The sequence below is a fragment of the Enterococcus sp. GC34 genome (assembly GCF_040886645.1).
Taxonomy (GTDB): domain Bacteria; phylum Bacillota; class Bacilli; order Lactobacillales; family Enterococcaceae; genus Enterococcus; species Enterococcus faecalis.
Map to the genome: position 1 here is coordinate 220,928 of NZ_JBFOEF010000004.1, position 14,895 is coordinate 235,822.

A 14,895-nucleotide genomic window follows, 5' to 3' on the forward strand; every position below is an offset into this window, starting at 1 on the left:
TTTTTTTCTTTATTCGATGACTAAAACGCCCTCTTTTAAAGCAAATGGATTTTCTTTGTTAATATGATCGTAGAACATAATGCCATTAATATGATCAATTTCATGTTGAACCACAATCGCTTCGTAGTTTTTTAAACGAACTTTGTGTTTTTCGCCAGCCATGTCAAAATAACTGACGGTAATTTTGTTATGGCGAACGACATACCCAGGCACATCCCGATCGACAGATAAACAGCCTTCCCCTTCACCTAGACATACATCTTGCACAGAATGGCTCAAAATTTTAGGGTTGTACATCACCGTACTTAATGAAGGCGTTTCGTTTTCTGGGTCGTTACTAGGAACATGGACAGCAATAATCCGTTTAGAAATATCTAATTGTGGTGCAGCTAAACCAACGCCACCACGTAATTGTAATTCTTCAGCTTTGACTGGATCTTGACTATTTTTTAAGAAAGTCAACATGTCTTCACCTAATTGTCGGTCTTCCTCAGTGATAGGGACAGGCACTTCTTCTGCCACAGCACGAAGTGTGGGATTCCCTTCACGAATAATATCTTTCATTGTAATCATTCAATGGTTCCTCCTTTGAAACATAAAAAAATTCTTCTTTTATTTATTCATGCGCTGAAATAATCAGTTGTTTACCACCATTTAGTGTATCACAAAATCACCAAAAAAGGGGCTAGATTGTTTAAAAAAACTATCGAATAATAGAGATTAAGCTTGCATTTTAGCGGTGTTTCCTGTAAAGTAAGCTTGTGTGGAAACACACCATCTATCACTTGGTTTAGCGAGTCACCAACGCTTCACTCAGTGATCAGACGAATAATAGAGAAAGAGGTGGAACAAATGGCAATTTCACAAGAAAGAAAAAACGAAATCATTAAAGAATACGCACGTCATGAAGGAGATACTGGTTCTCCAGAAGTACAAATTGCTGTCTTAACTGAAGACATTAACCAATTGAACGAACATGCGCGTACACACAAAAAAGATCACCATTCTTACCGTGGTTTAATGAAAAAAATCGGTCACCGTCGTAACTTGTTAGCTTACTTACGTAAAACTGACATCCAACGTTACCGCGAATTGATCCAACGTTTAGGATTACGTCGTTAATCATTACGTATAAAGCGAGGTTCAATCAGAATCTCGCTTTTTATCTTATTGTCACTATTGAAGGTCCTCTTTGGAAAGTTTTTAGGAACTACTAACCAAATGAAAGAGCAACAACGACTTGTTACTTTTTCATTTGTTTAGTAGCCGTCTGACTTTTCCAAAGAGCAAGAGTAAAGGAGAAGAATTATGACAGAAAAACAAGTCTTTAAAACAACTTGGGGCGGCCGCCCACTAGAAGTAGAAATCGGCCAATTAGCCAAACAAGCCAATGGAGCTGTCTTAGTACGTTACGGCGATACGGTCGTTTTAAGTGCTGCTGTTGCCTCTAAAGAAGCAAAAGATGTAGACTTTTTCCCATTAACTGTAAACTATGAAGAAAAAATGTATGCGGTAGGAAAAATTCCTGGCGGCTTCATTAAACGTGAAGGTCGTCCAAGTGAACGTGCGACATTAACCGCTCGTTTAATCGACCGTCCTATTCGTCCAATGTTCTCAGAAGGCTTCCGTAACGAAGTCCAAATCACGAACATCGTTATGAGTGTGGATCAAGATTGTACACCAGAAATGGCTGCAATGTTTGGGTCTTCCTTAGCGTTAGCAATTTCAGATATTCCGTTTGATGGACCAATTGCTGGTGTTGACGTTGGCCGTATTAATGGCGAATATGTCTTAAACCCAACGGTAGAACAAGCAGAACAAACAGATATTGAATTAACTGTTGCTGGAACAAAAGAAGCCATCAACATGGTTGAAAGTGGTGCTAAAGAAGTATCAGAAGAAGATATGTTAGGTGCCTTACTTTTCGGTTTTGATGCCATTAAAGAACTAGTAGCGTTCCAAGAAGAAATCGTTGCCGCTGTAGGTAAACCAAAAATGGACGTGGACTTATTACAAGTGGACGCTGATCTTAAAAAAGAAATTTTTGATGCGTACTATAATACAATGAAAACAGCCGTAATGACGGAAGAAAAATTAGCACGTGAAGTTGAAATTGACAAAGTAAAAGATATAGTCAAAGAAGTTTACGCTGAAAAATTTGCGGAACACGAAGAAGAAGCACAATTACTAAAAGAAGTGAAACAAATTGCGGAAGATCTTGAAAAAGATGTCGTACGTGAGTTAATCACGATTGATAAGATTCGCCCGGATGGCCGTAAATTAGACGAAATTCGTCATTTATCATCAGAAGTAAGTATTTTACCACGTGTGCATGGTTCTGGCTTATTTACTCGGGGTCAAACACAAGCTTTATCCGTTTGTACATTAGCGCCTTTAGGGGAACATCAAATTATCGATGGGTTGGGTGTCCAAGATAGCAAACGTTTCATCCATCATTATAACTTCCCACAATTCTCTGTTGGTTCAACAGGACGCGCGGGCTCACCAGGTCGTCGTGAAATCGGTCACGGTGCGTTAGGTGAACGTGCCTTAGCACAAATTATTCCATCAGAAGAAGACTTCCCTTACACAATCCGCTTAGTGGCAGAAGTGTTAGAATCAAATGGTTCTTCTTCACAAGCAAGTATTTGCGCGGGAACATTAGCATTAATGGATGCGGGTGTGCCAATTAAAGCGCCAGTTGCAGGTATTGCAATGGGTCTTGTTAGTGATGGTGAAAACTATACAATCTTAACAGATATTCAAGGCTTAGAAGATCACCTTGGCGATATGGACTTTAAAGTAGCGGGAACGAAAGACGGAATCACTGCTTTACAAATGGATATCAAAATCCAAGGAATTACAGAACAAATTTTAACGGAAGCATTAGACCAAGCGAAGAAAGCACGGATGGAAATTCTAGAAGAATTAACAACAACGATTGCTGCTCCTCGTGAAGAATTAAGTCAATATGCACCGAAAATTGAAATGATTCAAATTAAACCAGCGAAAATTAAAGATGTCATTGGTAAAGGTGGCGAAACAATCAACAGCATCATTGATGAAACTGGTGTTAAGATTGATATCGATCAAGACGGTAACGTAAGTATTGCTTCATCAGATGCTGAAATGATTAAAAAAGCCATCAAGATTATTGAAGAATTAACCAAAGAAGTTGAAGTCGGTCAAGTTTACTTAGCAAAAGTTGTCCGCATTGAAAAATTTGGTGCGTTTGTTAACCTAATTAAAGGCAAAGATGGCTTGATCCATATTTCTCAATTAGCAAACGAACGTGTGAACAACGTTGAAGATGTCGTGAAATTAGGCGACGAAGTCCTTGTCAAAGTAACTGAAATTGACAAACAAGGCCGTGTCAACGTTTCAAGAAAAGCATTATTAAACGAAGAAAACAAAGAAAAATAATTTCTTTTTAAACCAACGAAAACCAAGGAAGTTTCCTTTCTTTTCGTTGGTTTTTTCGTTGAAAACAAGCCCTAAAAAAGAAATGATAAAAAAAGCTAAAGACGATCGCCAACTCTTTTGTTTATAGTCAATTAGTGGTAAAATTAATACTATCAGTCTGAAGAATATCTGGGGTGTCTTTGTGAAAAAATTTAATCCAAATAAAAATATAATCATTACCTTAATTTTAGTCATTATTTTAGTAACCATTATTAGTTTAACTGCTGCGCAACGTTCTGAAAAAGGCAAAACCAATGTCGTTCAAGGTGGCGTCAACAATAGCGTTAGTATGGTGGATCGTGTGATTTCTTTTCCAGCTCGTGTGGTGGAAAACGGCTTGTCTTCAATGGGCAATTTAATTAACACGTTTAAAGAAAACGAACGTCTAAAAGAAAAAATTGATAGCTATAATGAATTAGCTGTCCAAAACAATAACTATAAACGTGAAATTGATAGTTTAAAACAAGAATTGAATCTGAACGAAACGTTGGCCACTTATGAAAAAGTAACTGCGAATGTCATTACGCGTTCGCCTGATACTTGGCAAGACTTATTAATTATCGATAAAGGAACCAATGACGGCATTGAAGCGGGCATGGCGGTCATGGCGCAAAAAGGGTTAGTGGGGCGTGTCATTGAAGTCAATGCAACGACTGCAAAAGTGGAACTACTAACGTCTAAAAATGTTAACTCGAACCATTTCCCTGTGCGAGTAACTTCCGCAAATGGCGAATCGTTTGGTTTACTTAAAAATTACGACAATAAGACGAATGCATTAATTGTGTCACAATTAACTGGCGATGCCACTCTGAAAGAAGGCGATGTCGTTCAGACTTCTGGCTTAGGAGGTAATTCACCAGCCGATTTAGCGGTAGGGACAGTTATTAAAGTGAAACCAGATAGTTTTGGTTTAGATCGTGAAGTGTATGTGAAACCTTATGCGGATGTCTATGGTATCTCCGTTGTGACGGTCGTGAAAAGATCGGCAGGGGAAAGCGAATGATTCGGAAAGAGTATTTAAAATACGTCACACCTATTCTCTTGTTTTTCTTAATGTTAATTGACGCTCATTTAACAAAGTCTTTTGAAACGTGGACAAGTAATGTTTACTTCGCCAGTTCTCATCTGCTGTTACTTGCGTTTATGTTTGCCGTTCCTAATTTTTCTAAACGTTATTTATTAATTACTTCGTTAATTTTAGGCTTTATTTGCGATAGCTACTACATTGGCATTATCGGGATTTATACAGTCGCACTGACGCTTTCGGTTATGTTGATGTATACATTTAAAGAAGTAATTCAAACAAATTTACTAACTGGTTTTTTTGGGATCGTTATTTTTACCACGTTGTATGAACTGATTGCGGTACTGATTCAAGTGGCCTTTCATTTAGCGGATGTCAGCCCGATTTTATTTATTACGCGTGTGTTGGGCCCTACATTGCTATTGAACATGGTGTGGTATGTTATTTTATCTTATCCGCTGAAAAAACTGTTTTCCGTAAAATAAAAATTGAAAATTTTGTTCGTTTGCGAAAAATGCTCATTTGTTAGCATTTTTCGCTTTTTTTATTTTTTTAAAATAACAAAACAATGAGAAGGCTATCCTGAAGTTTTGAAGAAAGTTGTGAAAAAAGTGAAGCTTTTTTTTGTCATTTACAAGAAGAAAATTGAAATATTACTGTAACATCCATATTATCTCAGTGACATACAGCTATGCTACAATTGCTCTATCGTTGAAAAAGAGAAATTTATTCAAATTTTAATAAATAATAAAAAAGCTTAACAAAAAAGGATTTTCGGAGGACAACAGATTGAAGAAAAGTGTATTATCGGCTCTAATGGTATGTTCCATTACATTAACAAGCGTAGCGTTGCCATCCGCAGCATTTGCAGATGAATACGATACAAAGATTCAACAACAAGATCAAAAAATTAATGCGTTAACTAGCCAAATGTCAGATGCAGAAGCAAAAGTTGCCGCGATTGAAAATGATATGGTTGAAACGGCCAAACAAATCGATACATTAACAGCTAAAAAGAACAAGCTATCATCAGAAGTATCTAAATTATATAGTGAAATTTCTGATTTGAATGTCCGTATTCAAAAACGTGAAGTACAAATGACAAAACAAGCACGCGATGTCCAAGTGAATGGTCAAAGTGATTCAATTATTGATGCTGTCTTAGATGCAGATTCAGTAGCAGATGCAATTGGTCGCGTTCAAGCGGTCTCAACAATGATGAGTGCCAACAATGAATTACTAGAACAACAAAAAGAAGACAAAGCGACTGTTGAAAAGAAAACAAAGAATGTTGAAAAACAAATTGCTGAATTAGAAGCAGCAACAAAAGAATTAAATGACAAAACAGAATCATTAAAAACATTGAAGATTCAACAAGAAGTGGCTAAAAATGATTTAGAAGCACAACGTTCTGAAGAACAAGGGAAAAAAGACGGCTTCATTAAACAGAAAAAAGAAGCGGAAAAACGTTTAGCAGAAGAACAAGCACGCCAACGTGCAGCTGTTAAAAAAGCAGAAGAACAAGCGGCAGCGCAAGCACAAGCCGCAGCACAAAAAGCGGCAGCAGAGCAAGCGAAAGCAACAAAAGCAGCCAATGAGGCAGCAGCATCCGCCGCTGAAGAAAAAGCCGCAACACCAGTAGTAGAATCATCAACAACTACTGAAAGTACCACAACGCAAGAAACAACAACTTCAAGTACTGAAACAGAAAGTGTTGTAACAACACCTGCAGCAGCACCTGAAAAAGAAAAAGAAGTTCCTGTAACTAACCCAACGACTCCTGAAAAAGGTAATGAAGCAAAACCAGGGAATGGTGGCGTGACTTCAGGAAAACAAGCCGCAATTAATGCAGCTTTAGCAGATGTTGGTAATTCTTATGCAACAGGTTGGAATCAGCCAGGCGAATGTTTAGTATCCGTTCGTCGCTGGTTAGCGGCAGGCGGTATTAACTTCGGTTATGGTGGTCCAAACAGTGGCTATGTTGCTTCTGGCGCAACACAAGTTAGCTGGAGTAACGTGCAACCAGGCGATGTTGTTCAATATGAAAGTGCCTATAGTCCAGATAGCTGGATTGGTGGCGTGCATACTGTCTTAGTTACAGGTGTAAGTGGTGGAAGTGTTCAAATCGTTGAAGCGAACAACCCAGGAGGTTCTGGTTATGTTTCTTCTAACTCTAACTGGTCACCAGCACCACCAGCAGGATTCCGCGCTGTTGTATGGCGTTTTCCAGGCTAAATAGTCATCTATTAATAATTGATAACAAGGAGTGGTAACTAACAAAAATCGTTAGTTGCCGCTTTTTTTATTCATTTAATTTTAAATATATGCATAAAATGTATCTGAAAATATTGTAATCTGGCCGTTTTTTTGCAATTATAGAGGTATATACATATTATGAGCGGAGGAATCAGCATGAGCGGAACGCACGATACAAAACAAGCAATCGCTTCAGCTTTAATAGAATTATGTGAACAAAAGGATTTTCGTAAAATAAGTGTCCAAGATATTACCAAAAAAGTGGGCTTGAATCGCCAAACATTTTATTATCACTTTACAGATAAATATGATTTATTACGTTGGATTTATCGTCATGATGCATTGATTTACTTAGAAACAGATATTTGTTTAGAAAACTGGGAGGAACAAGCCCTGAAGTTATTAAAAGCGATTAAAGAGAAGAGCCATTTCTACTATACAACGGTGACCTCAGATTCAGAAGTTCTTCTTAATGTTTTTTCCGCTTCGACCAATCGCTTATTTATATCATTATTTGAACAAGTCGATGTTGAGAATCATTTAACAGATAAAGACAAACAATTTTATGCGAATTTCTTTTCTTATGGATGTAGCGGCGTCTTAACGAAATGGATTCTTGAGGAATATCCTCAGACTCCTTTGGAAATGGCGACGCAATTATTCCGTTTAGCGAAAGATACAGAATTTATGGCTTATCATTTGTATGAACAAGAAGCCAATGAGTAATGTGTGAAGGATAAAAAGTTTTATGAAGGAGTGAAACGTTGTGGTAACTGTGTTATTTGTTTGTTTAGGCAATATTTGTCGCTCGCCAATGGCAGAAGCGATTTTTCGTCAGAAAGTCCAACAAGCTGGTTTAGAATCGACTATTCAAGTATTTTCAGCAGCTACTAGTCACTGGGAAGTTGGCAGTCAGCCACATAAGGGAACCAGAAAAATTTTGGAGCAACAAGGAATTTCCTATCAAGGAATGCGGGCAACACAAATCCAGCCAAGTGATTTTAAAAAATATGATTATATCATTGGGATGGATGCGAATAATGTGGCAGATTTAAAAGCATTAGCTCCTCAAGAAGAGCAACCGCGGATTCATTTATTTATGGAAGTTGTGGCTGGTAAAGAAACCATGGACGTACCTGATCCTTATTATACTGGTGATTTTGAGGAAACTTACCGCTTAGTGGAAGCAGGTACCTCAGAATGGTTGAAAAAAATAAAAGCACAGCTGAAAGATTAGGACTATAGTCCGATAGTACTTTCTGTTTCCCCTTGGTACAATAGTGCTAACAAATTGTTCAGGGAAAAAGAGACAGGAGGGAAGTAAGATGAACAGTAGTTATATATCCTATGTTTTTGAATTAAGTTTGTATTATTTATTGTTGATAATGAGTCTGCCGCTAGTGTATGCTGTCACGTATCATTTATCTTTTAGTAGTATGTATACAAGTGAATGGTTAATGATCTCTGTTTTCTTATCTCCGTTAGTTTTATTATTTGCAGGTATTCGTTATGGTTTTGCTCGTTTGAAACAGCAAGAACGCCAAGTGATGAAATAAAGCAAAAAATCCTTGAAAAGTGTCAAAACTTTTCAAGGATTTTTTTATTAAGCCACCCAATCGGCTAAGGTTTTTTGCTCCAATTGGAAAGCCTTCAACATATCGTCGTTGGCGTCTTTAATAGGCGTCGTTGCTGCCAATGTTCCTTGAACAGCAATTCGCGTCGTTGCTTGTAAATCGCCACAGGTAATTAAGGTAATCATATTTTGACCAGGAACGTCATCAATTAACTCAACACGAGTTGGTTCGATTTTTTCTACAGAAGTTATTTTGTATGTATAAACAGTAGATAAATCAGTGATATAAATGAGTTCGTCTTTTTTGGTTCTTTCTAAAGGTGAAAATAAGGAAACGCCATCTTCCGTTCGATGACTAGCCAAGGCATAATTGTTTTTCCCCATGACTTGATCTTCTTTCATGGTTCCCGCACCAGTTAATAAAGCGACATTTGACAATCCTTTAAAAATAGGCAAATTAATTTCGACACTTGGTATCGCAATGGCACCAATCACAGGTAAGTTTTTGTTTTCAAATTGGGCTTTCATCACCGCTTCTGTGCTCAAGGACTCAACTGAATCAAAGTCAAACGTTGTTTCACGAGCCATGTTTTTTTTCACATCGGCTGGTTTCAGCTTGCTAACGGCGTACGAGCGGCTATTTTGTTGAACCACCCAACTGCGTATCTGATTGTTAAAAATTAAGGCCAAGCCAATGATAAATAGTAAAACTAATAAGCTGTTGATTAACCAATTTTTTCCTCTTTTTTTCTCTTTTGGGCGCATATTCTCCCTCCTTTTAATGTATCAAGTTTACCACAATTTATTTGAAAAACCTATTTATTTTCTTCGGGGAATAGGTAAGCAGACCGGACCTTGATTTAATAAAAAACAACTGAATCGATTGATTTTTCAAAAAAATCCTCATTTTGTAATGGAATTTTAAAGTAAAAGAAACAAGCTTTTCTTTTGAAAATATTGTAAAATGGTAAGGAGGCTAGTAGAGGGGAGATGGGAATTTGCTTGATTTAATTTATGTACATATAGATGTAACCAGCAACGCGGTTTTATCTAAAGGAATTACCCATTCCGATTTTGTTCGTTCAATTGTGCATCATCCACAGAACTTACTATTATTAGATCCTTCTGCCGAAGCTGGCGAATACGATATGCATTCAGGCTTGAAAATTATTCGCGGAGAAGAAAGCGTCAATCGCTATTTTCAATCGCTACAACGTCGTTGGATGACTGAAGAAATTAAATGGATTGACTTTTCCGATGTGACGATGCTAAAAGAGCTAACGCCATTAGAAATTTCGGAACTTCTTTATTTTGGACACATGAAGAATAGTTTGCATTCGCCTTTCTTTTATAAGCTACAAAATGATTTTGTCTTTTTTGAATTTGCAGATCAGATGACGCGTGTCTATTATCGTTATATTGATGAATTTTATCGAATCTTTGCTGATAAAATTACACGTGTTGTTTTAGAGAAAGTGAATCAGAAAAAGGCCTTCTTTAAACGAAATACGCCTGTCGAAAAATTAAGTCCTGAATTACTTAAAAATATGAAAGGTATCTTGCAAGAAGGTGTTATTTTTTGCTTCCAACAAACGGAAGTGGATAAAGAAGAATATCGGATTCCTATTTACTTGGTGGAAGATTCACTTAGCAAGATGAAAAATACGTCATACCAAAAAGAAGAAATTTTGGCAACGCTTGTCTATAATAGTGAAAAACGCATTTGGCACATTGAACAAGAGAATGATTTCGGTGAAATTTTTATGTTAGCCCATGAAGGCTGAGAGAGCTCTAACTTTATCAACTAAAGTAGGGCTCTTTTTGTAGCTATGATTTGGATGAGAAATCAAATATAATAAAATGATAAAAAGGAAAGAAGGTTGTTTAATGAAAAAAATACTCTATGGTGCTCTGACTGGCTTGGCACTCTTTTTGGTAGCTGGCTGTACACCCAAAACGCCTACTACTGTTTCACCAACAAATGAACAAAAAGAAACAGTAATATCAACTACTGAAACAAGTTCATCCGTACAACAAGAAGCAACGACGACATCAGAGAAGACAAGTGCGGTAGCTGTCTCTTTAGAAAAAGTAACGACAGCATTTGAGAAAAAATATCCAGAAGCTAAAATAACAAGTCTGCAGTTAGATACAGATTTTGGCCGTTATTTTTATGAAATAGAAGGCGTGGATCAGCAAAAAGAATATCAAGTTGAAGTGAACGCAGAGACTGGCGAATTCACAAAAGAAAAAGTCGAAACCTTGGATGCCGATGAACAAAATGGCGTTAAAATGCAAGAAGAGGCACTTGATTTAACAAAGATCATTTCCAGAGAACAAGCTACAACCTTGGCTGAAAAAGCAGCAAAAGTCGGCCAAGCAACAGATTGGAAGTTAGAGAAAGAATTAGGAATCACTTATTGGGAAGTGAAAGTGAAAGAGGGCCAACAAAAAATAGAGGTAAAAATCGATGCTCATTCTGGTAAAATTTTGACAACTGAGCGGGACGATTAATGGATAAACAGTAGCTGGCATGCGTTTGAGTAGGAGCTGATTCCCTTAAACGTTGGTCCAGCTATTTTTTTGCTTGTTCGACAAACGTGTTTTTCTAAAGTCCCTATGGTAAAATAACGATGTATTAGTGGTTGAGAGCGTCAGAACATAGGAGGAAATTTGTTTGGCTAGAAAAATGGATTTACGTATTTGGGTAGAAGGAACAGTCGTCGCAGCAATGGCAATGGCCCTCTCTTTTTTACCGATTGAATTTGCCAATAGTGGCTTGGACCTATCGTTGGGAATGGTCCCATTAGTTCTTTATTCGTTTCGTCGTGGGTTGCTTCCCGGAGTTGCAGCAGGCTTTGTTTGGGGCATGTTAAATATTATTCTCGGCACAGCCATGAAAAATTTCTTGTCCGTTCCACAGATTATTTTTGAATATCCCTTTGCTTTTGCGTTTGGAGGAATGGGTGGCGTATTCGCTAGAAAAATTCAACTGTATTTTCAAGCGAATCGTTTAAAATCAGCCATTCGTACGATTATTTTAGGAAGTGTTGTCGCAGTCTTCGCCCGCTGGTTTTGGCATTTTTGGGCGGGTGTATTGGTTTGGGGCATGTATGCACCAGAAGGGATGAGCCCATATCTCTATTCCTTTGTTCTAAACGGTACAAGTACTGTCGTCAATTGTTTGTATGTAAGTCTAGTTCTAGGCTTATTGGCAAAAGTAGCACCGCAATTATTTGTTCCTAAGAAATAAGTTGAGTCCTAAGTCAGAAGGTTCCTTTACTTCTGACTTAGGACTTTTTTCTTTTTAAAGCAACTAGCTATTTCATTGTCGAGTACTGTATAATATGAATAAAAAAAGAAAAAAGGCGGTGGTTTCACTGAGTGAATTGTTAGAAGTCTCTTTTTATCCGAAGGCTTTGCCACATGTGGCAAAAAGAGTAACCATTTTCGGTCCGTTAAGTGAGCAGGAGCTGGTTGAGCAATGGCAACAAAAACAGTCATTTGCTAGACTGGACGAAAGAACAATAATGCCAGAAAAGCTGTTACAGCAATCAGCTAGCAAAAGTTATTTAAGCATCCGTTGTTTAGGACTGACCTTAGACCCGAAGATTTTGCTAGAAAAGTTGCAACACCTGTTTCCTCTCTTTATCTGGACAAAGGGGCAAGCCGAAACAAGCGACACAGAAAATTGTTATTTTTGTGAATTTATACCAATCTGTTCCAATGCAGCACAACCTTGCAACCTCGAAGCAAGCTTACAACAAATGAATTATCCAACCACGCAATCATTGGTAGAAATTGTTAACGAGTGGCTAAATAACGAACGACAAATAGAACAAGCATCCGTAACGGGTACATATTATCAACAGGCAAGTTTACCCCAGCAAGTGGGCAGCCAATCTGAAATAAAAACAAAAGAAGAGCAGCAAATTCGATTTCTACAAGAAAGCTTACGACAAGAAAAAACAGCTAAAGCGCGCATGAAAGTAGCGAAAGAAAAAGCAGAACAAGAGCTATTGAGATTAGAAAAAGGGTTGTTCGCAAGTAGTTGGGTACACTTCGAGGAACAACAAACTAAGGAATTAGAGGAAGAGGAATGGTACGATCTCGTTAAAATTGATTTGTTTTACTACGATGAGTTATCAAAAAAAGCTAAATTCCTGAAAGAAGCTTGGGAGATTAATCAACAATTATTAAAGGCGTTACCTCAAAAAGAAGGAACTACTTTTTTACCAGAATTGGCTCGCCATGGTCGCTTGGCCTCTTTGACAGACCAAGTTTCTGAATTAGAGATAAAAACGCTCTATGAGCAAGGCGTGTTAATCAAGGAACGAATGAAGCTTACACAAGGCTCCTGGCTAACCAAACCAAGAGTGAAACTTTATCAAATAGACTTGGAACAATTAGAAAGAATTGGCACACTGTTTGATCTTTTACAAACAGAAAATCGTTTAATTGAGGTTGCTTTGGCGCATCCCTAAAATAAAAGAAACCACCAACCCGCAATCACCAGGGTTGGTGGTTTCCATTTATTTTATAAAGACTTCAATATTCTAGTGAATTTGACGTTGGTGACGATTGGCTAACGTGCTGACTTTCATGACAGAAGCAACAGGAATCATGCGCAACTGTTGTTCATCCGTTTGTAAACGAACGACGATATTGTCCGAAATATTTTTTGAGACAATCCAGCCGATCACCGTTTCGAATTTATGCGCTGTAGGGACTTCTTTCAATTGTAAGACCACTAAGGATTTTTGGGCGGCAGCGACTTGGAGCTCTTGTAAAAGCGCACTGCGTTCCTTTTCTTTATTCTTTTGATCTTGAGAATCTTCTAAAAATGCCGAAAAGAAATGTTGGGAAGAGAGCGTAATCAGTTTAGAAATGCTCTTGATGGTAGCTTTATGTTGACCCATTCTTCTGCCTCCTTTACGAATAAAATAGAATAAAACTCAAATGACTAATTACCTGTATTTTACCTAATTTTGTGATAAAATTCAAGAAAATATGTTCGCCTTCAATAATTATGAGAATTTACCAACGTTTCTGTTTTTCGAAAAAGAAAGTAGTATAATGTGTGAGCATATAAGAAATACATAAGATTATCGGATGTAGTCAATAGATAGAAAAGGATGAATAGTATGTCAAAAAAACCATCAGGTTACCAAAAAAAAGTTCTCACGGTGTTGTTGGTATCGTTTGGCTTTGGCGGATTGTTAGCGCAGTTTTCGCCGATGAAATCAGGTGGGTTTTCAAGTTGGTTTGATGATTCATATGTTAAAGCTAGTGCTGAATCAAGTAAAACAAAAGAACCAGCACCAGTTAAAATTGAGAAAAAAGTCAAACCTTTAAGCTATGGACAACAGGTCAATCAAGAAATTGAAAAGAAGCAATATGATGGACATCTGGATTTGCCGTTAGAATTGCAGACAGATGCTAAATGGAAAGACACCGCGTACGGATTTGGCAACGTGGATAAGCCGAATACAATCGAAATTAATGGCTGTGCGATTGTGTCGCTTGCAATGGTTGGTTCATACATGGATCACCAAGAAGTTACTCCTCTAGATGTGTTAGCTTGGGCAAAAAATGACTTCTTTATGGAAGGGCAAGGAACGGCGTGGTCTATTTTTAGTGCATATGCTGAAATGAAAGGCTATAACTGTCAAGAAATTGGGGATATTGAAACAGTGGCAGCTTTCTTGAAGGAAGGTCATCCAGTCATTATTTCTGTAAAACCGGGCTATTTCACTACAACTGGTCACATTATGGTGATGAGTGGTGTGGATGAAAAAGGCGATTTCTGGATTAATGATCCAAACGATTCAGAAGAAAAGGGCCATTCAAAACGGACATTTACAGCCGAAGAAGTGATGAATGAAGCGTTAAACTTCTGGGCATTTTATTAGGAATAAGAAAAGGTGTGGAACAAAAGGCAGTACCCTTTGTTCGCATCTTTTTTAGCAAATAAAAGGAGGCAGGACAATGGAGCGATGTACTTGGGCAACGAATACAACGGAAGAGATGCAAGCCTATCATGATGATGAATGGGGACGTCCAATTCATGAAGAACAACAGTTATTTGAGTTATTGACCTTGGAAAGTATGCAAGCGGGCTTAAGCTGGGCGATTATTTTGAATAAACGAGAAACGCTCAGGGCAGCTTATGATGCGTTTGATTATCGGAAAATTGCGCGATATGATGAGGAAAAAATTTTAGCTTTACTAGCAAATCCTGGTGTGATTCGTCATCGTTTAAAAATTCAAGCGACCATCACGAATGCGCAAGTTTTTCAAGAAGTTCAGGCAGAATTTGGGTCCTTTGATCGCTACCTCTGGAACTTTGTCGATCAACAACCAATCGTTAATCACTGGCAGCGGCCAGAAGAGGTTCCAGCCTCCACGGAATTATCGCAACAGATTAGTCGAGCGTTAAAAAAACGAGGATTTAAATTTTTAGGTGCCACGACAGTCTATTCCTTTTTACAGGCGGCGGGATTGGTGAATGATCATTTAGAAACGTGTCAGTATAAATAAGTATAAAAGAATTAAAAAGGAAGGAACTAGCAATTCGTTT

The 14,895-nt window shown here is 37.8% G+C and carries 17 protein-coding genes; 14 read left to right on the top strand and 3 right to left on the bottom strand.

The features are described from left to right. Window positions 1-9: 9 nt before the first annotated feature. Window positions 10-573, bottom strand: a complete 564-nt coding sequence (gene def, locus AB3I72_RS05930; protein ID WP_002354981.1) for a peptide deformylase — start codon at window positions 571-573, stop codon at window positions 10-12. A 279-nt stretch (window positions 574-852) separates the two neighbouring features. On the opposite strand from def, the gene rpsO reads away from it, so the two are divergent. The 8 genes from rpsO (at window position 853) to AB3I72_RS05970 (ending at window position 8,298) form a co-directional block, all read left to right on the top strand. Then, window positions 853-1,122, top strand: a complete 270-nt coding sequence (gene rpsO, locus AB3I72_RS05935; protein WP_002354983.1) for a 30S ribosomal protein S15 — start codon at window positions 853-855, stop codon at window positions 1,120-1,122. A gap of 186 nt (window positions 1,123-1,308) precedes the next feature. Then, window positions 1,309-3,423 carry a polyribonucleotide nucleotidyltransferase gene (gene pnp, locus AB3I72_RS05940; protein WP_061100895.1) on the top strand — a complete coding sequence of 705 codons (2,115 nt, stop codon included), beginning with the start codon at window positions 1,309-1,311 and terminating at the stop codon, window positions 3,421-3,423. Window positions 3,424-3,604: 181 nt separating this feature from the next. After that, window positions 3,605-4,465, top strand: a complete 861-nt coding sequence (gene mreC / locus AB3I72_RS05945) for a rod shape-determining protein MreC (protein WP_002395649.1) — start codon at window positions 3,605-3,607, stop codon at window positions 4,463-4,465. Then, entirely contained in the window at window positions 4,462-4,971 is a 510-nt protein-coding gene (gene mreD, locus AB3I72_RS05950) for a rod shape-determining protein MreD (protein ID WP_002354987.1), read from the top strand. Before mreC ends, mreD begins: the two co-directional genes overlap by 4 nt. A gap of 331 nt (window positions 4,972-5,302) precedes the next feature. Further along, window positions 5,303-6,721, top strand: a complete 1,419-nt coding sequence (locus AB3I72_RS05955; RefSeq protein WP_368023705.1) for a CHAP domain-containing protein — start codon at window positions 5,303-5,305, stop codon at window positions 6,719-6,721. A 177-nt stretch (window positions 6,722-6,898) separates the two neighbouring features. Beyond that, window positions 6,899-7,468 carry a TetR/AcrR family transcriptional regulator gene (locus AB3I72_RS05960; protein WP_002354991.1) on the top strand — a complete coding sequence of 190 codons (570 nt, stop codon included), beginning with the start codon at window positions 6,899-6,901 and terminating at the stop codon, window positions 7,466-7,468. A gap of 40 nt (window positions 7,469-7,508) precedes the next feature. Then, on the top strand, window positions 7,509-7,979 hold the full coding sequence (locus tag AB3I72_RS05965; protein ID WP_002368415.1) for a low molecular weight protein-tyrosine-phosphatase: 471 nt from the start codon (window positions 7,509-7,511) through the stop codon (window positions 7,977-7,979). An 88-nt stretch (window positions 7,980-8,067) separates the two neighbouring features. Then, window positions 8,068-8,298 (top strand): hypothetical protein, encoded by a 231-nt coding sequence (locus tag AB3I72_RS05970; RefSeq protein WP_368023695.1) that lies wholly within the window; start codon window positions 8,068-8,070, stop codon window positions 8,296-8,298. A gap of 47 nt (window positions 8,299-8,345) precedes the next feature. Here the strand turns inward: AB3I72_RS05970 and AB3I72_RS05975 are convergent, their stop codons facing one another. Beyond that, window positions 8,346-9,080 (bottom strand): class A sortase, encoded by a 735-nt coding sequence (locus AB3I72_RS05975; protein WP_002354994.1) that lies wholly within the window; start codon window positions 9,078-9,080, stop codon window positions 8,346-8,348. Window positions 9,081-9,313: 233 nt separating this feature from the next. Between AB3I72_RS05975 and AB3I72_RS05980 the strand changes: the two genes are divergently transcribed. The 4 genes from AB3I72_RS05980 to AB3I72_RS05995 all read left to right on the top strand — a co-directional run bounded on the left by AB3I72_RS05980 (window position 9,314) and on the right by AB3I72_RS05995 (window position 12,799). After that, complete coding sequence (locus tag AB3I72_RS05980; RefSeq protein WP_002354996.1) at window positions 9,314-10,099, top strand: hypothetical protein; 786 nt, start codon at window positions 9,314-9,316, stop codon at window positions 10,097-10,099. 76 nt (window positions 10,100-10,175) lie between these two features. Continuing rightward, a complete protein-coding gene (locus AB3I72_RS05985; RefSeq protein ID WP_368023697.1) occupies window positions 10,176-10,829 on the top strand; it encodes a PepSY domain-containing protein in 654 nt (217 codons plus the stop codon). Window positions 10,830-10,992: 163 nt separating this feature from the next. Further along, window positions 10,993-11,568, top strand: coding sequence for an energy-coupled thiamine transporter ThiT (gene thiT / locus AB3I72_RS05990; RefSeq protein WP_002354998.1), 576 nt, complete (start codon window positions 10,993-10,995; stop codon window positions 11,566-11,568). Between the two features lie 94 nt (window positions 11,569-11,662). After that, window positions 11,663-12,799: a hypothetical protein gene (locus AB3I72_RS05995; protein ID WP_368023699.1), complete on the top strand. Its 1,137-nt coding sequence runs from the start codon at window positions 11,663-11,665 to the stop codon at window positions 12,797-12,799. Window positions 12,800-12,871: 72 nt separating this feature from the next. On the opposite strand, the gene AB3I72_RS06000 is transcribed toward AB3I72_RS05995, so the two are convergent. Then, complete coding sequence (locus tag AB3I72_RS06000) at window positions 12,872-13,234, bottom strand: hypothetical protein (protein ID WP_368023700.1); 363 nt, start codon at window positions 13,232-13,234, stop codon at window positions 12,872-12,874. Window positions 13,235-13,450: 216 nt separating this feature from the next. Between AB3I72_RS06000 and AB3I72_RS06005 the strand changes: the two genes are divergently transcribed. Next, window positions 13,451-14,227, top strand: a complete 777-nt coding sequence (locus AB3I72_RS06005; protein WP_002372856.1) for a peptidase C39 family protein — start codon at window positions 13,451-13,453, stop codon at window positions 14,225-14,227. A 76-nt stretch (window positions 14,228-14,303) separates the two neighbouring features. Beyond that, entirely contained in the window at window positions 14,304-14,855 is a 552-nt protein-coding gene (locus AB3I72_RS06010) for a DNA-3-methyladenine glycosylase I (protein ID WP_368023701.1), read from the top strand. Window positions 14,856-14,895 lie beyond the last annotated feature (40 nt).